The sequence below is a fragment of the Cupriavidus sp. 10L43_2 genome (genome assembly GCF_056395265.1).
Window position 1 is genome coordinate 139,935 of record NZ_JBFTJE010000006.1, and the last position, 18,773, is coordinate 158,707.

Annotated in this window: 10 protein-coding genes and 4 tRNA genes; 3 read left to right on the top strand and 11 right to left on the bottom strand. The window is 64.0% G+C overall.

What is annotated here, in order from left to right; translation table 11 throughout:
• Positions 1-10: 10 nt before the first annotated feature.
• The 5 genes from AC1DEL_RS11125 to gltX form a co-directional block, all read right to left on the bottom strand.
• Positions 11-86: transfer RNA gene (locus AC1DEL_RS11125), tRNA-Ala, on the bottom strand.
• A 191-nt stretch (positions 87-277) separates the two neighbouring features.
• A tRNA-Asp gene (locus AC1DEL_RS11130) sits at positions 278-354 on the bottom strand.
• Positions 355-423: 69 nt separating this feature from the next.
• Positions 424-499: transfer RNA gene (locus AC1DEL_RS11135), tRNA-Glu, on the bottom strand.
• Positions 500-506: 7 nt separating this feature from the next.
• Positions 507-582 (bottom strand) — tRNA-Ala (locus AC1DEL_RS11140).
• Positions 583-792: 210 nt separating this feature from the next.
• Complete coding sequence (gltX, locus tag AC1DEL_RS11145; protein ID WP_441643940.1) at positions 793-2,190, bottom strand: glutamate--tRNA ligase; 1,398 nt, start codon at positions 2,188-2,190, stop codon at positions 793-795.
• Positions 2,191-2,383: 193 nt separating this feature from the next.
• On the opposite strand from gltX, the gene AC1DEL_RS11150 reads away from it, so the two are divergent.
• The gene (locus AC1DEL_RS11150) at positions 2,384-3,334 is read left to right on the top strand and encodes a patatin-like phospholipase family protein (RefSeq protein WP_441643941.1); all 951 of its coding nucleotides are present in this window, start codon (positions 2,384-2,386) and stop codon (positions 3,332-3,334) included.
• A gap of 170 nt (positions 3,335-3,504) precedes the next feature.
• Here the strand turns inward: AC1DEL_RS11150 and AC1DEL_RS11155 are convergent, their stop codons facing one another.
• The 5 genes from AC1DEL_RS11155 to AC1DEL_RS11175 form a co-directional block, all read right to left on the bottom strand.
• Positions 3,505-4,191 carry a C40 family peptidase gene (locus tag AC1DEL_RS11155; RefSeq protein WP_092289758.1) on the bottom strand — a complete coding sequence of 229 codons (687 nt, stop codon included), beginning with the start codon at positions 4,189-4,191 and terminating at the stop codon, positions 3,505-3,507.
• Positions 4,192-4,550: 359 nt separating this feature from the next.
• On the bottom strand, positions 4,551-6,200 hold the full coding sequence (locus AC1DEL_RS11160) for an ABC transporter ATP-binding protein (protein ID WP_441590498.1): 1,650 nt from the start codon (positions 6,198-6,200) through the stop codon (positions 4,551-4,553).
• Positions 6,197-7,327 (bottom strand): ABC transporter permease, encoded by a 1,131-nt coding sequence (locus AC1DEL_RS11165; RefSeq protein ID WP_092289762.1) that lies wholly within the window; start codon positions 7,325-7,327, stop codon positions 6,197-6,199. The genes AC1DEL_RS11160 and AC1DEL_RS11165 overlap by 4 nt, the downstream gene beginning before the upstream one ends.
• The gene (locus AC1DEL_RS11170; RefSeq protein ID WP_477159074.1) at positions 7,324-8,373 is read right to left on the bottom strand and encodes a microcin C ABC transporter permease YejB; all 1,050 of its coding nucleotides are present in this window, start codon (positions 8,371-8,373) and stop codon (positions 7,324-7,326) included. The genes AC1DEL_RS11165 and AC1DEL_RS11170 overlap by 4 nt, the downstream gene beginning before the upstream one ends.
• A 25-nt stretch (positions 8,374-8,398) precedes the next feature.
• On the bottom strand, positions 8,399-10,303 hold the full coding sequence (locus AC1DEL_RS11175) for an extracellular solute-binding protein (protein WP_092289765.1): 1,905 nt from the start codon (positions 10,301-10,303) through the stop codon (positions 8,399-8,401).
• A 217-nt stretch (positions 10,304-10,520) separates the two neighbouring features.
• On the opposite strand from AC1DEL_RS11175, the gene fabI reads away from it, so the two are divergent.
• Both fabI and AC1DEL_RS11185 read left to right on the top strand, forming a co-directional pair.
• Positions 10,521-11,306: an enoyl-ACP reductase FabI gene (gene fabI / locus AC1DEL_RS11180; RefSeq protein ID WP_092289767.1), complete on the top strand. Its 786-nt coding sequence runs from the start codon at positions 10,521-10,523 to the stop codon at positions 11,304-11,306.
• Between the two features lie 165 nt (positions 11,307-11,471).
• Positions 11,472-13,133 carry an ABC-F family ATP-binding cassette domain-containing protein gene (locus tag AC1DEL_RS11185; protein WP_477125746.1) on the top strand — a complete coding sequence of 554 codons (1,662 nt, stop codon included), beginning with the start codon at positions 11,472-11,474 and terminating at the stop codon, positions 13,131-13,133.
• A 35-nt stretch (positions 13,134-13,168) separates the two neighbouring features.
• Here AC1DEL_RS11185 and AC1DEL_RS11190 read toward each other — a convergent pair whose 3' ends face one another.
• On the bottom strand, positions 13,169-18,682 hold the full coding sequence (locus AC1DEL_RS11190; protein WP_477125747.1) for a trifunctional serine/threonine-protein kinase/ATP-binding protein/sensor histidine kinase: 5,514 nt from the start codon (positions 18,680-18,682) through the stop codon (positions 13,169-13,171).
• Positions 18,683-18,773: the final 91 nt, after the last annotated feature.

Sequence of the window (18,773 nt, forward strand, 5' to 3'; positions counted from 1 at the left end):
TCGAAATCCTTGGTGGAGCTAAGCGGGATCGAACCGCTGACCTCTTGCATGCCATGCAAGCGCTCTCCCAGCTGAGCTATAGCCCCKTGGTACTGCCCTTTACTACCAGTACTGCATAATCGCGTTTCAGCGAAGCCGCGATTATATTACGATTTTCTTTCGAAGTGCAACTGCCATGTGGCATTTGCTTTCGCTAAAAACCGCGAGGCGATTATCAGATAATCAACCTCTCACCCAAAGAAAAACCCGCTTGGTTTTACCCAAGCGGGCTCAGTTTTGGCGGAGCGGACGGGACTCGAACCCGCGACCCCCGGCGTGACAGGCCGGTATTCTAACCAACTGAACTACCGCTCCGTGTTGGTTCGCCGCTCGAAGCTATTGCTTCGGACGACTAGCTGGACGTTTGATTACGCCCTACTGTTTTGGCGTCCCCTAGGGGATTCGAACCCCTGTACTCACCGTGAAAGGGTGATGTCCTAGGCCTCTAGACGAAGGGGACAGAAACTTGGTGGAGCTAAGCGGGATCGAACCGCTGACCTCTTGCATGCCATGCAAGCGCTCTCCCAGCTGAGCTATAGCCCCAATGTTACTGTCATTTACTGCTTCTTGCTGTCGCGGGATTTACTACGATTCCGGCGAAGCCGAGATTATATAGCAATCCAACCGCTTTGCAAGTCCCTTTTCGGCCTTTCAACCGATCCGCGTGGTTTTTGCCGCGCGGCAGGGAGAAGGAGATTATGCTGAAATCCCGGCCCGAGCGCAAGCCCCTGCCGAGATTTTTCCGCACTTTTCTCAGGCTGCCGCAAGGCGGCGCAGCACCGTCTCGCGGCCGAACAGTTCCAGCACCGCGTCGATGCCCGGCGTCTGCAACTGCCCCGCCACCAGCAGGCGCACCGGCATAGCCAGCTTCGGCATCTTCAGGCCGAATTCGGCCAGCACTGCCTTGAACGTGGCGCTGATGCCCTCGCGCTTCCACTCAGGCAGCGCGGCCAGTTGCGCGGCCAGCGCCTGCAGCGCCGGGCGGATCTCGTCGGTCAGGTGCTCTGTGCGCAGCGCGGCATCCGCCTGCGGCTCGCCGCGATAGAACAGCATCGCGGCCTGGGCCACTTCCTTCAGCGTATTGGCGCGATCCTTGACCAGCGCGATCACGTCGGCCAGGCTCGCGCCTTCCACCTTGCCGCCCAGCGCCTCGATGAAGGGGCGCGTCAGATCGGCCAGACGGGCGTTATCGCCCACCTTGATGTAGTGGTTGTTGAGCCAAGCCAGCTTTTCAGGGTTGTACTGCGCCGGCGACTTGCCCAGGTGCTCCAGGTCGAACCACTCGATGAACTGCTCGCGCGAGAAGATCTCGGCATCACCATGCGCCCAGCCCAAGCGCGCGAGGTAGTTCAGCACGGCCTCGGGCAGGTAGCCCTCGTCGCGGTAGCCGGTCACGGGCATCGCGCCATGGCGCTTGCTCATCTTCTCGCCCTGCTCGTTCAGCACGGTCGGCAGGTGCGCGTAGACCGGCACGTGGCCGCCCATCGCACGAATGATGTTGATCTGGCGCGGCGTGTTGTTGACGTGGTCGTCGCCGCGGATCACGTGGGTGATCTTCATGTCGAGGTCATCGACCACGACGCAGAAGTTGTATGTCGGCGTGCCGTCGGGGCGGGCGATCACCAGGTCGTCCAGCTCGTCGTTCGAGATCTCGATGCGGCCCTTCACGGCGTCGTCCCAGACCACGCTGCCGCCGATCGGGTTCTTGAAACGCACGACGGGTTGCACGCCGGCCGGCGGCTCGGGCAGGACCTTGCCCGGCTCGGGGCGCCAGAAGCCGTTGTAGCGCGGCTTCTCGCCGGCGGCGCGCTGGGCTTCGCGCAGCGCGTCCAGTTCCTCGGTGCTCATGTAGCAGTGGTACGCGAGGCCGGTCTCCATCATCTGCTGCACCACCGCGCGATAGCGGTCCATGCGCTGCATCTGGTAGAACGGACCTTCGTCGATGTCCATGTCGAGCCAGGCCATGGACTCCAGGATCACGTCGACGGCCTCCTGGGACGACCGCTCGACATCGGTATCCTCGATGCGCAGGATGAAATCGCCCTGCATGCGGCGGGCGAAGGCCCACGGATAGAGCGCGGAGCGGATGTTGCCGAGGTGGATGAACCCGGTCGGGCTCGGCGCGAAGCGGGTGCGGACGCGTTGTGTCATGGCGGAGAGAAACAAAAAGGCCCGCGCACAGCGGCGCGCAGGCCAGATTCGAGGAATGGCGCATTATACGCCCTGCCCGCCGCCGCTTTTTCGCTACGCGCCGGCCGGAATCATTTATCCTGCCACCGGTCTGAGACCTCGGATGCCGCCTCGCACGGCGCCGGCATCACTTCCCGTAGATTCCCGTTCCTCGATGAAACGACGCCATTTCCTGGGCGCCTCCGCGGCGATGCTGCTGGCGGCCTGCTCCACCGGCCCGAAGCCGACCCCCACCCTGCCGACCCAGCCCGTCGTCACGCCGCCGGTGGCCACGCTGCCGCCGCGCCCGGTGCGCATCGGCCTGGCGCTGGGCGGCGGCGCGGCGCGCGGCTTTGCACATATCGGCGTGATCAAGGCGCTCGAGGCGCAGGGTATCCATCCCGATATCGTCACGGGTACCAGTGCGGGGTCGGTGGTGGCGGCGCTCTACGCGTCCGGCATGGATGGCTTCACGCTGAACAAGCTCGCCCTGACCATGGACGAGGCGTCCATCGCCGACTGGGCGCTGCCGTTCGGCACCAAGTTCGGTGGCTGGCTCAAGGGCGAGGCGCTGCAGAACTATGTGAACCGGCTGGTCAAGCAGCGCACCATCGAACAGATGAAGCTGCCGCTGGGCATCGTCGCCACCGATCTCAAGACCGGCGAGCGGATCCTGTTCCGGCGCGGCAATACCGGCCAGGCCGTGCGCGCGTCCAGCAGCGTGCCGGGCGTGTTCCAGCCGGTGTCGATCCAGGGCCATGACTATGTCGATGGCGGGCTGGTGGAGCCGGTGCCAGTGGATGCGGCGCGCGAGATGGGCGCCGAGTTCGTGATCGCGGTGAATATCTCGGCCGATCCGTCGAGCCAAAAGAATGGCGGCCAGAGCGGCGTGCTGCTGCAGACCACGGCCATCATGGGTCAGTCGATCAACAAGATGGCGCTGGCGCGCGCGGACATCGTGATCCGCCCTGACCTGCCCGACATGAGCGGCAGCGACTTCACGGCGCGCAACCGCGCGATCCTGGCCGGCGAGCAAGCCACGGCGGCAGTACTGGCGAGCCTGCGCGACAAGCTCGCTCTCGCCCGTACGCGCCAGCTGCCAACCGGCATTGTTACCACCCAATAGTGGGGTAAAACGACAATCCTTGTCAGGACATGGGCTCGCTTCGTGACAATTCGTGTCACTTCATGTGACGCATCATGTCACCCTTTAGTGGGGTATTTGTCTTATTTGTATGTCGAGCCCGATAAAAAAGGACTGCCGAGGCAGTCCTTTTTGTTTGGCGAGCAGCCGGTTCAGCCGCCGTACAGCGACCGACCCTGGGCAGCCGGGTCGAAGCGCTTGAGCGTCTCGACCATGTTGCCCATGCCGTTGTCGGCGTCGCCGCGCTGGGCATCGTCGATGCGTCGCGCGCCGTTGTAGCGTGTCACCCAGTAGCTGGCACGCATGTCGTCCACGCGGATCTTGCTGCCGGTGGACGGCGCGTGCACGAACTTGTTGTCGCCAATATAGATGCCGACGTGCGAGAACGTATGACGCATGGTGTTGAAGAACACCAGGTCACCCGGACGCAGTTCGTTGACCGCCACAGTGGTGCCAACCTTGCTGATTTCGACAGAGCGACGCGGCAACACGAAGCCGAAGGTGTCGTTGAACACGTAGCGGACGAAGCCGCTGCAGTCCAGGCCGGATTCGGGGCTGTTACCGCCGAAGCGGTAACGCACGCCAATCAGGCCCAGCGCGTTCATGACCAGGTCGCCAGCCTTGCTGGCAACGTTGCTGGTGGAGTTCATCACCGACGACAGCAAGCCACGCTTGCCTTCCGGATGGGCATCCGCGCTCAGTTCCGCGCGGGCATCGATCCGGGCGTCCGGGTCCTTGAACACCGTATCCGCCAGCACTCCATTCGACACAGTCGCACCGCATGCAATGGCAATTCCAATAGCGGCGCGCGCCAGGGAATGAAGTACCGTTCGTTGCATTGGTTCTCCTGATAATCGGACTTATCTGACCGGCATGTCAGACATTGCCGGACAAACGCTAGACATCAGGGCGGTATGTACGCAAGACATATGCCAGCGTACTGTGCACGATTCGCATGCGTGGTTGACCTTCCCAAAGGTCAGCATGCGACCGACAGACCACCCCCAAAAATAGGTATCGCGGGATAGTAAATGACTGTCATTATCGTGTCAAAGATGGTTACAAATTCGCCCGAAATCGCAGCCAAATCAATGAGCTAGCGTGAAAAACGTATCTTTTTTCTCGTATTTCGCATAACGGCGATGTGATACATCGCGCTGTCATGCTAGTGCGGCATGCGTGCTGCGCCGCACATCATTCAGACGACCCCTAACTGTGCGGCCGCCATCAGCTTGCGCGTATACGGATGCTGCGGTGCGCCGAGTACGGTTTCCGTCTCACCCGCTTCGACCACTTCACCATTTTTCATCACGACGACGCGGTGCGCCATCGCACGAATCACCGCTAGATCATGGCTGATGAACAGATAGCTGAGGTTGTACTTGTGCTGGAGCTGGGAAAGCAGCGCCAGCACCTGTTGCTGGATCGAGACGTCAAGTGCAGAAGTCGGCTCATCTAGCACCAGAACCTGCGGCTTGAGGATCAAAACTCGCGCGATGGCGATGCGTTGCCGCTGTCCGCCAGAGAACTCGTGCGGATAACGGCCCAGCGCCGTCCGGTCCATCCCGACCTCCCGCAGGGCCTCGATCACGCGCTCGCGCATCGCCTCGGGCGACAGCCCCGGCTGATGGAGGGCGAGGCCCTCCCCCACGATCTGTTCGATGGTCATCCGGGGCGACAGCGAGCCGAACGGGTCCTGGAATACCACCTGCATGCGCGACCGCAGCGCACTGCGCTCCTTGTGCGTGCAGGCGTCGAACGCACGCCCCAGGAAGCGGATCGCCCCGCTGCTCTGGCGCTGGAGCGCCAGCACGGCGTGAGCCAGCGTGGTCTTGCCGGAGCCGGACTCGCCGACGATGCCGACAGTCTCGCCTTCGCGCAATTGCAGGTTCACGTCCTTCACGGCCGCGAACTGCTCCTTCGAAAACCAGCCGGCAAACCCGGCGCGCTTCTTGGCGTAGTTGACGCAGAGCGCATCGGTCTCCAGCAGCACCGGCGCCAGTGGCACCAGCGGCAGCACCTCGCGGCGCGGGCGGCTGTCGATCAGCTTGCGCGTGTACGGATGGCGCGGATTGCCGAACACCTCGGCCGTCTCGCCAGACTCCACCAGCACGCCCTTCTCCATCACCCCCACACGCTGCGCGAACGCCCGCACGAGGTTCAGGTCATGGGTGATCAGCATCACCGCCATGCCGAACTCGGCCTGGAGGTCGCGCAGCAGATCCAGGATCTGAGCGCGGATGGTCACGTCGAGCGCCGTGGTCGGCTCGTCGGCCAGCAGCAGCTTGGGCCGGCAGGCCAGGGCCATGGCGATCATCGCGCGCTGGCGCTGGCCGCCCGAAAGCTGATGCGGGAAGCTGTTGAAACGGTTGGCAGCGTCGCTGATGCCGGTTCGCTCGAGCAGCGCGATGGCACGGTCGCGCGCGGCGCGGCGGTCCAGGCCCTCGTGCAGCGCCAGCGTCTCCACGATCTGGTTGCCGATGGTGTAAAGCGGGTTCAGGGCCGTCATCGGTTCCTGGAAGATCATGGCGATCTCGGACCCGCGGATGCGCCGCATCTCGCGGCCGGACACGCGCAGCAGGTCCTGGCCTTCGAAGCGAATGGCGCCCTGGTAGTGGGCGTCGCCAACCAGCCGGAGCATGGCCAGCGCGGTCACGGTCTTGCCCGAGCCGGACTCACCCACCAGCGCGTAGCGCTCGCCAGCGCGCAGGTCGAAGCTGACCTCGCGCACGGCGCGCGTGGCGTGCTCGCCCTCGCCGAAGGTCACCGACAGTCGGTCCACACACATCAATTGCGTGCCGGGCGCCGGCGGGGCCACGGCGTCAGGAAACGTTGCGGCGAGGCTCATTGCACGGCCTCCGCAGCGGGACTTCCCGCAGGCGCCTTAGGCTCCACACGACCACGCAACTGGGCCAGCCCCAGGCGCGTATCGAAGGCATCCCGCAGCGCGTCGCCCATAAAGGTCAGCAGCAACAACGTGATAACGAGCACCGCGAACGTGGACAGCGAAATCCACCAGGCATCGAGGTTGCCCTTGCCCTGCGCCAGCAGCTCGCCCAGGCTCGGCGTCGTCGGCGGCACGCCCAGACCCAGGAAGTCGAGGCTGGTCAGCGCCAGGATGGCCGCGCTCATACGGAACGGCAGGAAGGTGATCACCGGCGTCAGGCTGTTCGGCAGGATATGGCGCCACATGATCTGGACATTGGACAGGCCCAGCGCGCGCGCCGCCTTCACATAGTCGAGCGAGCGGTTGCGGTAGAACTCGGCCCGCACGTAGTCGGACAGCCCCATCCAGCCGAACAGCGACAGCAGGATGATCAGCAGCGCCAGGCTCGGCTCGAAGATCGACGCGAAGATAATCAGCAGGTACAGCTCGGGCATCGAGCTCCAGATCTCGATGGCGCGCTGCGAGAACAGGTCGAAACGCCCACCAAAAAAGCCCATCAGCGCCCCGGTAAGCGTGCCGACCAGTACGCCGATGATCGTCAGCGCCATGCCGAACAGCACGGACACGCGAAAGCCGTAGATCAGGCGCGCCAGCACGTCCCGGCCGCGATCGTCGGTGCCCAGCCAGTTCTCGGACGAGGGGGGCGCCGGATTCGGCTCCTTGGCGAAGTAGTTCAGCGAATCGTAGGAATACTGATTCACCGGGAACACCGCGAAATTGCCGTGCGTGGTGATCCGTTCGCGGATGAAGGGATCGAGGTAGTCGGTACGGGTCGGGAAATCGCCGTCGAACGTGGTTTCCGGGTAGACCTTGACGATCGGGAAGTAGTACTCGCCCTTGTAGCGCACCACCAGCGGGCGGTCGCTCGACAGCACCTCGGCACACAGGCTCAGGACGAAGATCACCACGAACAGGATCAGGCTCCAGTAGCCCAGCCGGTTGCGGCGGAAGCGTTGCCACGCGCGCTGGCGCGGCGACGGCGAGTGCGGCAGCCCGTTGGGCACCGCGCCGTGGGAGAGAATGCTCATCGGTGCATGCCCTCGAAGTGAATGCGCGGGTCGACCATCACGTAGCAGACATCCGAAATCAGGCGCGTCACCAGCCCGATCAGCGTGAACAGGTAGAGCGTGCCGAGCACGACCGGGTAGTCACGGCGCAGCACGGCTTCATAGGACAACAGGCCCAGCCCGTCGAGCGAGAACAGTGTCTCGATCAGCAGCGAGCCGGTGAAGAACGCGCCGATGAACGCCGCCGGGAAGCCGGTGACGAGCGGGATCAGCGCGTTGCGGAACACGTGTTTCCAGAGCACGCGCCGCTCCRCCAGGCCCTTGGCCCGCGCGGTCAGCACGTACTGCTTGCGGATTTCTTCCAGGAACGCGTTCTTGGTCAGCATGGTGATGACGGCGAAGCTGCCCACCACCGACGCCGTGATCGGCAGCACCAGGTGCCAGAGGTAGTCCATGACCTTGCCCATCAGCGTGAGCTGGTCCCAATTGTCGGACGTCAGCCCGCGCAGCGGGAACCACTGGACGAACGTGCCACCACCGAACAGCACCAGCAGCAGCACCCCGAGCACGAAGCCCGGAATCGCGTAGCCCACCAGCACGATCATGCTGCTGATCACATCGAAGCGGCTGCCCGCCCGGATCGCTTTCGAGATCCCGAGCGGGACCGATATCAGATAAGTCAGAAAAAACGTCCAGAGCCCGAGACTGATCGACACCGGCAGTTTCGACTTCACCAGCTCCCAGACGCTGCGGTGCTGGAAGTAGCTCTGGCCCAGGTCGAACTGGGCGAAGCGCTTCAGCATCATGAAATAGCGCTCGATTGGCGGCTTGTCGAAGCCATAGAGCGCCTGGATTTCCTTGATTTTGTCCGGGTCCACGCCGCGCCGGCCGCGGTATTCCGCCCCGCCACCGCTGGCCTCCCCGCCACCGCCGCGCCCCTTGAGTTCGAGCATCATCTGCTCGACCGGGCCGCCCGGCACGAACTGGATCACGACGAAAGTCAGCGTAATGACCCCGATCAGGGTCGGAATCATCAGCAGGATGCGTTTGAGCAGGTAGGCAATCATGCGCGTCCGGGTTCCGTCAGTGCCGTCATTGGGTCTTCGGCGTCAGATCGTTCCGCCACCAGTTGGAGAGGACCCAGCCCTCCGCCGTATAGAAGTACGGCAGGCGGGTCGGGTAGGACATCGTATTGCGATAGGCCACGCGATGCGAGGCACTGTACCAGTTCGGCACGATGTAGTACCCGTGCATCAGCACGCGGTCCAGCGCGCGACCCGCCGTGACGAGTTCGTCGCGCGTGTGCGCGTGCAGCACGTGGTCCACGAGCTTGTCGATGGCAGGCGATTTCACGCCGAACAGGTTGTCCGAGCCGGGCGTGGTCGCGGCCTCGGTCGTGAAGCGGTCGCGCAGCTCGTTGCCGGGGCTTTGCGAGTCCGGGAAGCGGATCGACACCATGTCGAAGTCGAAATCCTCGAGACGCTTTTGATACAGCGCAAAGTCGGTGGTGCGCTGATGCACCTCGATGCCAAGCTTCTCCAGGTTGCGCACATAGGTGGTGATCACCCGGCTCATCGCCCCGCCGTCATCGAGGAATTCGAACACCAGCGGCTCGCGCTTGGCGTTGCGCAGCGCGCCGTCCTCGTAGGTCCAGCCGGCCTGGGCCAGCAGGCGGCGGGCTTCGCGCAGGTTGTCGCGCAGCGAGCGCGGTGCGTTGGTGGTGGGCTGCACCACATCGAGGCCGAACACTTCCGCCGGCAGCTGGGCGCGCAGCGGCTCCAGCAGCGCCATCTCGCCCGGACCGGGGCGGCTGTCGAACGTGGCGCTGGCGGCCAGCTCGCTGTTCGAGAACCAGCTGTCCAGCCGCTTGTACGCGCCGTAGAACAACTGGCGGTTCAGCCATTCGAAGTCCAGCGCCAGGATCAGCGCGCGGCGGACGCGTACATCCTGGAACACCGGTTTGCGCATGTTCATCACGAAACCCTGCATGCCGGCGCCGTTGCGGTGCGGGAATTCGGTCTTGATCAGCTCGCCTTTGCGGAAGCGCGTGCCGACATAGCTCTTCGCCCAGTTTTTCGACCGATATTCGACAATGGCATCGAATTCGCCGGCCTTGAACGCCTCCAGCTTGGCCGTCTCGTCCTTATAGAGCCGGTAGACCACGCGGCCGAAGTTGAACGTGCCGCGCCGTACCGCCAGATCCTTGCCCCAATAGCTCGGGTTTCGCTTGAAAATGATGCCGCGACCGGCGTCGTAGCGGTCGATGACGTAGGGGCCGCTGGTGATCGGTTCCTCGAAGGTCAGCTTGTCGAACGGCACCTTGGCGGTCCATTTCTTCGAGAACACGGGCAGTGAACCGACGATCAGCGGCAATTCCGTGTTGCGCTGCTTGAAGTCGAAGCGGACGGTGCGCTCGCCGGTCACGACCACGGCCTTCACGTCGGTACACATGCTCCGGTAGCCGGGGCTGGCCGACTTGCTCATGAGCATGTCGTACGAGTACTTGACGTCCGAGGCCATGACCGGGTCGCCATTGGTGAAGCGCGCCTCCGGTCGGATGCGGAAGGTCACGGACAGCGCGTCGGGCGCCACGGTGACGTCGTCGGCCAGCAGGCCATAGGCGCTGGCGGTTTCGTCCGCGCTACTGATCAACAGCGATTCGAACATCAGCGCGGTCAGGCCGGGCGCCGAGGTGCCCTTGAGCGTGAACGGATTGAACTTGTCGAAGCTCGTGCGCCGGTCCGGGTTGGCCAGCGTCAGCGTGCCGCCCTGGGGCGCATCGGGGTTGACGTAGTCGAATTGCTTGAAATCGGCCGGATACTTGAGGTCGCCGTGCAGGGCAATCCCGTGCGCGGCATGCGCCAATGCGGGAAAACCCGAGGCCAGCACGCATATCCAAAGCGCCAATGGCGCCAGCCCCCGCACCTTCTGCAGCACCGCGCCACGACGAAAGCACTGCCCTGCCGCCTGAAGCGGCCAACGTGCGCGAATAGGCATCCCGTTGCAGACCTCCACTCTGACCTGGACATGCCCGGCGTCTTGTGGCCGGGCGAAGTTGTGCGACAATTTTACATGCGTCCGGGTGGCCCCCAGCCATCCGGACATTCCCTCTGCGCGGCGCAACAAACTGCGGGGAACTTTACCCGTCGTGCACCGGCCCCGGGGGCCGAGCATGAAACATGCCCGCCCCACCCTCACATATCTTGGAGAATTTATGGGATTTCTGGCAGGTAAGCGGATCCTGATCACCGGCTTGCTGTCCAACCGCTCGATCGCCTATGGCATCGCCTCCGCGTGCAAGCGCGAGGGCGCCGAGCTGGCTTTCACCTATGTCGGCGAACGCTTCAAGGACCGCATCAGCGACTTCGCCAAGGAATTCGGCTCCGACATGATCTATGAGTGCGACGTGGGCAGCGATGAGCAGATTACCGCGACTTTCGCCGCTCTGGGGCAGCGCTGGGAAAAATTCGACGGTTTGGTGCATTCGATCGGCTTTGCGCCGCGCGAAGCCATCGCCGGCAATTTCCTGGACGGGCTGTCGCGCGAAGGCTTCCGCATCGCGCATGACATCTCGGCCTACAGCTTCCCGGCACTGGCCAAGGCTGCGCTGCCGCTGCTGTCCGACAAGGCATCGCTGCTCACGCTGACCTATCTCGGCGCCGAACGCGTGGTTCCGAACTACAACACGATGGGCCTGGCCAAGGCGTCGCTCGAGGCGAGCGTGCGCTACCTGGCCGAAGCCGTGGGCGAGCGCGGGATCCGCGCCAACGGCATCTCGGCAGGCCCGATCAAGACGCTGGCTGCGTCCGGCATCAAGGACTTCGGCAAGCTCCTCAGGCATTTCGAGGAAGCCGCCCCGCTGCGCCGCAACGTGACGATCGACGAAGTCGGCAACGTGGCCGCCTTCCTGCTGTCCGATCTGTCCAGCGGCGTGACGGGCGAGATCACCTACGTCGACGGTGGCTTCAACATCGTCGGCGCGGGGGGCGTGGGGGCGTAATCCCGGCGCGCGGCCCGCGGCCATCAAGAGCGCCCCAGTTGGGGCGCTTTTTTTTTGGGCGTTCATCGTCGATTTTCCGCCGATTGCTATTGTTGCACCGCAACAAATAACGACCGTCACACGCCCGGTCGGCTATCATGGCAGTCCTCTCCGAAGTGGCTCCCCATGATTTCCGTTCGTAATGTCACGCTGCGTCGCGGCGTCAATGTCGTGCTCGACCGCGCGTCCGTCACATTCAACCCCGGCGAAAAGATCGGTCTTGTCGGCCGCAATGGCGCCGGCAAGTCGTCCTTCTTCGCCCTTCTCAACGGCACGCTGCACGAAGACAGCGGCGAGTTCTCGATTCCTGCTGCGTGGAGGATGGGCCAGGTTGCGCAGGAGATGCCGGAGACCGAGCAGAGCGCTACCGACTTTGTCGTCGAGGGTGACACCGTGCTGTTGGCCGCGCAGGCCGAAGTCGACGCCGCCGAGGCCAGCGACGATGGCATGCGCATGGCGCACGCCTATATGGCCCTGCACGACGCTGGTGCACACGATGCCCCCGCACGTGCCCAGGCGCTGATCCTGGGCCTTGGCTTCAGTGGTGCGCAGCTTAGCCAGCCGGTCAACAGCTTCTCCGGCGGCTGGCGCATGCGCCTGCAACTGGCGCGCGCGCTGATGTGCCCGTCCGACCTGCTGCTGCTCGACGAACCGACCAATCACTTGGACCTCGACGCACTGGTCTGGCTGGAAGCCTGGCTCAAGCGCTATCAGGGCACCATGGTGGTGATCAGCCACGACCGCGAGTTCCTCGACGCCGTGACGCAGGTGACGGTGCACGTCGACAACGCCAAGCTCGTGCGTTACGGCGGCAACTACAGCAAGTTCGAAGACATGCGCGCCGAGCAGCTTCTATTGCAGCAGGCCGCGGTGGCCAGGCAGGCCGACAAGATCGCCCACCTGCAGAAATTCATCGACCGTTTCAAGGCCAAGGCCTCGAAGGCGAAGCAGGCGCAGAGCCGAGTCAAGGCGCTCGAACGCATGGAGAAGATCGCCCCTGTGCTTGCCGATGCGGAATTCACGTTCGAGTTCAAGGAGCCTCTCAACGTCCCGAACCCGCTGTTGTCGATGCTGGACGCGAGCTTCGGCTACCCGGCGCCGACCGACGCACTCCCGGGCACGCCGCCCACGGTCATCGTGAAGGGCATCAACCGTTCCGTGCTGGCGGGGCAGCGCATCGGCATTCTCGGTGCGAACGGCCAGGGCAAGTCCACGCTGGTGAAGACGGTGGCGCACGCGCTGGCGCCGGTTGCCGGTGAAATCAGCGAAGGCAAGGGCCTGAACATCGGCTACTTCGCACAGCAGGAACTCGACGTGCTGCGCCCGCTCGACACGCCGATGGAGCACATGATCCGCCTTGCCAAGGACAGGCCGCCGCACATGCGCGCCCCCGGCCAGAGTGGCACCGAGCAATCCCTGCGCACCTTCCTCGGCACCTTCAGTTTCAGTGGCGACATGGTGCATCAGGCGGTGCACACGATGAGCGGCGGCGAAAAGGCGCGGCTCGTGTTGTGCATGATCGTGTGGCAGCGCCCCAACCTGCTGCTGCTCGACGAGCCGACCAACCACCTCGACCTGGCCACACGCGAAGCGCTCGGCATGGCGCTCAACGAATTCGAAGGCACGGTGATGCTGGTCAGTCACGACCGGGCCCTGCTGCGCGCTGTATGCGATGAGTTCTGGCTGGTCACCAAGGGCGGCGTCGAGCCTTTCGACGGCGATCTGGACGACTACCAGCAATTCCTGCGCGACGAAGCCCGTCGCCTGCGCGAGGAGGCTGCCGCATAGCCGACGGTCATCGCCTGAGATACCCGTTCAGGGGATCACAATGACGTGCCCGGCTCCGCGGGCACCGTGAACTGAAAGACCGCACCGTGGGGCACGTTCGCACTCGCCCACATTCGACCCTCATGGGCGTCGATGATCGAACGGCAGATGGACAGCCCCATCCCCAGCCCGGCGGACTTGGTCGTGTAGAAGGGAGCGAAGATGCGCTCGGGGTCGTCTGGCGCAAAGCCGGGCCCTGAATCACTCACCGCCACGCGCACGCAGTTCCCCTCCGCTTTCTCCGTACTGATCAGCAAGTCCCGCGCGCCGTCGCTCGCGCCGCTCATCGCTTCCATGGCGTTGATGAGCAGATTGAGGAGGACTTGCTGCAACTGGACCCGATCTCCCTGCACAAGCGGCAACGGGTCCGCGAGGTGCGTCTGCACCAGCGTGTCGTGCTTCCGTGCTTCGGCACGGGTAAGTTCGACCACCTCGCGGATCGCCTGGTTGATGTCCAGCGGCTCCTTCCGGGGCGGCGCCTTCTTCACCAGTTCACGGATGCGGCCAATGATGTCCACCGCCCGATTGCCATCCTTGATGATGCGACCCAGTATCTCGCTGACCTCGTCGATGTTGGGCGGCTCGGCCCTCAGCCACCGCACGGCTGCGTGCGCATTGGTCACTGTCGCAGCGACCGGCTGCTTGATTTCGTGCGCAATCGAGGCCCCGAGATGCCCGATTGTGGCAACGCGGTTCGCATGGGCCAGTTCCGTCTGCGCCTCGCGATAGCGTCGCTCGCCCTCCCGGATACTTTCCTCCGCCTGCTTGCGCTCGCTCAGGTCGAGCACGAAAGCGACGCCCTCCCTTCGGCCGGTTTCGAATGTGGCTGCACCGATCAAGACGGGCACGCGGCTGCCGTCCTTCCTGACAAACTCCTTCTCGAACGGCGGCGCGCTTCCCATCTCCCTGATCTCTTGCAGCACGCGCTCGTCGCCCTCGCGCCATTCCGGTGGTGTCAGGTCCGTCCAGCGCACGCTACCTGCGATGAGATCGTCGCGCGCGTATCCCACCATGCGAAGAAACGCATCATTGGCCTCGAGAACGTCGCCCTCCACAGTCCAGACGACGATCCCGATGATGTCGGCGTCGACAAGGCGCCGAATCTTCGCCTCACGCTCCACAAGTTCGCGGTAGAGATGGGCATTTTCCAACGCAATCGCGGCCTGCGAGGCCACCAGCCTCAGGATCGCAATGCGGGCGGGAGTGAACACATGGGTCGTGAGATGGTTTTCGAGATAGAGCGCGCCAGTGAGCCTCGCCTGATTCATCAGCGGCAAGCAGAGAATGGAACGGGCGCGATGCTGTGCGATGTAAGGATCGGCCGCAAACGTGGGATCCGCCACGGCATCGTCGAGGATGACGCTCTCCCGCGTCCGCAGGACGTAGTTGAGGACAGACTCCGGCAGCACCGCATCGGTCATGGGCTGGTCGTGGAGATGCACGGCGACCATCTCCCCGTCGATCGTTGCCTCCGCAGTGATCCGCTGTTCACCGGCATCCGGAAGGATCAATACCCCGCGTTCGGCGCCCGCCTGCTCAATCGCCGTGCGCATGACCATCTCGATCAGCTTTTCCAGGACGATCACACCGGAGACCATCTGCGACACCTTGATCACGGTCGAGAGATCAAGGTGTTCGACGGGCGTCGTGATCGTGCCCGTCGGGCCGGGGGCAAACGCTTCCGTTCTGAGGTGCGGGTGCATCTGCTCAAGTTGCCGCGCCTTCCCATCGGCTCGCCAGCGCAGGTAGCTGTAGTGCGCATGGCGCAAGTAGGTCTCGGCGATGACCGCGAACTCACGCGCCGCGTAGAATCGCGCGGCAAGCTCGTTGGCGAGCGCTTCCACGTGCACGAAACCGTTGGCGCGCGCCGAGCGGATCGCCAGTTCGTAGAGCCGCATCGCATCAAGTTCGCGGCCTTCAATCCGGGCGATCTCCGCGCCCACCAGCGCGGCGCGATTCTCGAAATTTTCCGGGCAATGCTCCGCCCAGACCGTCAGTTGCCCGTGATGCCCAGCCAGCGCCGTCAGGTGCGCTTGCCGCGCATCGCCGGATGTGGCATCGGCGCAGGCGGCGTGCGACAGCGCCCCATAGAAATAGTATTCGGCTTCCTCGAAAAACGAGGCCGTGGTCCAGAGCAGTCCTTTTGCCTTCGCAGCGGCGTCCATGGCCGCCGCGTGGTCGCCGGCGATACAGCGCGCCTGTAGCTTCCGGATCCAGTACCAGCACGCCGCAATCGCCAGATCCGGGTTCTCCGAGAAACGCCGCTCGATCCGCGCCTCATCAAACTGCGCGTCGTCGAGGCAACCAAACTTGGGCGTGAGCCCCCGCAGCGTGCGCATCAGCGCGACTTGCGTGGCGATGATGTCGATGGCGAGACCGAACCGCGATTTCTCGGCGAACGCCAGGCCGTGCTCGGCTTCGGCCAGCGCGTCGCACAGCGACTCGCCGGAGAAGATCAGGTTCGAGTTCAGATCGTTGCGCGTGTAGGTTGCATACTGGAGATCCCCGACGCGGTTTGCCGCATCGAAGGCGCGGCGTTGCAGATCACGGCAAGCCCCCACGTGCTTCATCCAGGGCACGACAAACAGCGCGAAGCAAACAAAGGTTCTCGCCTCGAGGCGCTTGAGCCCGCGCCGCTCCACGAGGTCGTAGCCAAGCTGACCGAACCGGAACCCCGTCTTGTAGTCGCCGAAATGCGGCCCTGCAATGCGGATGAGGATGACGTAGGCGAAGCACGAAGCATCGCAATTGCCGTGCTCCAGGCTCAGGCTGACCGCCTTGCAGATCGTCAGGGAAGCCAGGTTTTCATCGGTGTATAAGGCCGGCGTCCAGAGCTTCATCAGGACATCGACGGTGGCCAGGGAGGCAGGGTCCTCCATCAGCGGCATGTCGATAAGCGCCTCGATTTCCCGATCCCCAAGCGCCGACCCGATGCGCCCGTATTCGCGCCGTACCTCGTCGCCGTCCGGATGGGGTGACCAATCGATGCCGAAATGCCGGAGGCAATTGAGGCCGACATTGATCGCGCGGCTGCTCTGATCGAGCACCAGGCAGACATCCATGTGCAGGCAGGCCACGATGGCTTGTTCGACCGTCGTCGCGGCGTGACCTGACAGTGCCGCCAATTCCTCATCCGCAACCGAGAGTTCACCGGTCAGGAAGGTGCATTCGGCCCGGTTCAGCTCCAGCGCGAAGAGCATCTCGTGCTGGCGCTCCCAGCTATCCTCCCCCAACAGCGCCACGCCGATATTGAGATAGGTGAGCGCCGAGGCATAGGCGGTAGAACCCTTGGCACGCTTCCCCGCCATCAGGTTGAGCCCGGCGAGCTGGTCCCGCTCCGCTTGCGCCGTGATCAGCGCAGCGCCGCGGTCGAGCTGATTGACGATCTCGAAGATCGCGGCCTCCTGCTGCCCGATGGGCGTTCGGGCGACCAGCAAGCGGCCGATCCGCAGATGCACCTCGGCGCGCATCGCTTTCGGGATCAGCGAATAGGCGGCTTCCTGCACGCGGTCATGGATAAACCGGTAAGCGCCCTCCAGCCGCTCGACCAGTTCCAGGCGGACGGCCTCCCAGAGCACCGCATGGACCTCCTTCTCCGGAATCGCCAGCACGGTGGACAGCATCGTGATCTCGGCGATGTTGCCGAGGCAGGCCAGCTGCTGCAACGCCTGCTGTGTCTCGCTCGGCAGACGGCTCAGTTTGCCCACCATCAGATCCACGACATTGTCGGTGTAGCCCTTGGCATGAATGCGATCGAGATGCCAGGACCAGCCCTTCGTGTCATGGTCGAAGTGGAACAAGCGCTCCTCGGCCAGCGCGTAGAGAAACTGAATCACGAAGAACGGATTGCCGGCCGTCTTCTCATGCACCAGCTGCGCCAGCGATGCCACGCGCGTCGTGTCGCAGCACACGGCATCGGCAATCAGCTGCCCGAGGTGTTCACGGCCAAGCGGCGCCAGGGTGATCTCCTCCACCGTTCCGCGAGCGCTCCGGATCGCCTGCAACTTGTGCGTCAGGGGATGGGCGGCATCCACCTCATTGTCCCGATAGGCGCCGATCACCATCAGGTGCTGCAAGTCCGACCGCGCCAGCACATCCTCCAGCAAGTCGAGCGTTGCCGTGTCCAGCCATTGCAGATCATCGAGGAAGAGTGCCAGCGGGTGTTCCGGCCGGGCGAAGACACCGATGAATCGGCGGAAGACCAGTTGAAAGCGGCGTTGCGCCTGCTGCGGCTCAAGCTCCGGCACCGGCGGTTGTTCGCCGATGATGAGCTTCAGCTCGGGGATGAGGTCGGTCATGAGCCGTGCATTCGGCTCCAGGGCTTCCAGCAGCGCGGCGCGCCAGCTCGCCAGTTCGGCGTCCCGCTTACCAAGCAGCGGCCGCACCAGACTCTGGAACGCCTGCACCAAGGTCGAATAAGGAATGTCGCGCTTGTACTGGTCGAACTTGCCTGCGGCAAAGAGCCCCCGTGGCGGCACCAGTACCTTGTGCAACTCGTTGACGACGGCGGTCTTGCCGATGCCGGAGTATCCCGAGACCAGCACAAGTTCCGGTGCGCCGCGCGTGATCACGCGGTTGAAGGCCGCCAGCAACCTGTTGACTTCGCGCTCCCTGCCGTACAGCTTCTCGGGAATCACCAGACGGTCGGGCGTGTCGTGCTCGCCAAGCGGGAAACCATCGATCTGGCGATGGCTCTCCCAGGCAGCCAGGCAGCGTCGCAGATCCTGCTCGACACCGGCCGCAGTCTGGTAGCGCTCTTCCGCCGTCTTGGCGAGCAGCTTCATGACGATCTGGCAAAGCGGGGCCGGTATCGACGTCAGGCGCTCGCTGGGCGGCATCAGCTTTCGGGCGATGTGGCAGTGCACCCATTCCATCGGCTCGCTCGCCGAAAACGGCAGGACACCGGTGAGCATCTGGTAGATCACCACACCGAGCGAATAAAGGTCGCTGCGCGAATCGATGGAGCGATTCATCCGACCGGTCTGCTCGGGCGCCATGTAGGCGAGCGTGCCGGCGATCGTTTCGGGCGGCTCGGGTGCCTGATGCTCGCGCGGCAGCCGCGAGGCGATGCCGAAGCCGGTGAGTCGCGCGCGTCCGTCCGTGACATTCACGAGAACATGGGCAGGCTTGAAGTCCTTATGGACCAGGCCGCGCTGATGGAACTGGCCAAGCGCCGCCGCGATGGCGGCAGCGAAGCGCAAGACCATGCCCGTCTCCATGGGTGCGCCGAGCAGCAACTCGAGCGGCTCGCCGCCCGGGTCTTCCAGCACCAGCGAGGTCCGGCCATCCTCGCGCAGAAGCTCCAGGGGCCGCACCGCCCACGCGCTGTCGAGTTCATCCTTCAGCCTGAATTCGTGAGCAAGGCGGTCGAGACTGGCGGACGATGGATAGTCGGCGGCGGGCCGGACGATCAGGACGATGTCGGCGCCGTCATTGCCCGGGCGCTGGCCTCGACAGAAAACGTGCTCGCCGTCCTGCCACAGGATTTGAAGGCTTTGGCTGTTACCCATGAGCGCCGAAACCGGGTGAGGGGTTGATCTTGCGCGCTGCTGCCTACCAATCATCCTGCCGAGAGTCCTGCCAATAGGGCGTCACATTGGC

Excerpts from the sequence above, each read along its gene's own strand:
- gltX (WP_441643940.1), bottom strand. The coding sequence starts at position 2,190 with ATGACACAACGCGTCCGCACCCGCTTCGCGCCGAGCCCGACCGGGTTC.
- AC1DEL_RS11150 (WP_441643941.1), top strand. The coding sequence starts at position 2,384 with ATGAAACGACGCCATTTCCTGGGCGCCTCCGCGGCGATGCTGCTGGCG.
- AC1DEL_RS11155 (WP_092289758.1), bottom strand. The coding sequence starts at position 4,191 with ATGCAACGAACGGTACTTCATTCCCTGGCGCGCGCCGCTATTGGAATT.
- AC1DEL_RS11160 (WP_441590498.1), bottom strand. The coding sequence starts at position 6,200 with ATGAGCCTCGCCGCAACGTTTCCTGACGCCGTGGCCCCGCCGGCGCCC.
- AC1DEL_RS11165 (WP_092289762.1), bottom strand. The coding sequence starts at position 7,327 with ATGAGCATTCTCTCCCACGGCGCGGTGCCCAACGGGCTGCCGCACTCG.
- AC1DEL_RS11175 (WP_092289765.1), bottom strand. The coding sequence starts at position 10,303 with ATGCCTATTCGCGCACGTTGGCCGCTTCAGGCGGCAGGGCAGTGCTTT.
- fabI (WP_092289767.1), top strand. The coding sequence starts at position 10,521 with ATGGGATTTCTGGCAGGTAAGCGGATCCTGATCACCGGCTTGCTGTCC.
- AC1DEL_RS11185 (WP_477125746.1), top strand. The coding sequence starts at position 11,472 with ATGATTTCCGTTCGTAATGTCACGCTGCGTCGCGGCGTCAATGTCGTG.
- AC1DEL_RS11190 (WP_477125747.1), bottom strand. The coding sequence starts at position 18,682 with ATGGGTAACAGCCAAAGCCTTCAAATCCTGTGGCAGGACGGCGAGCAC.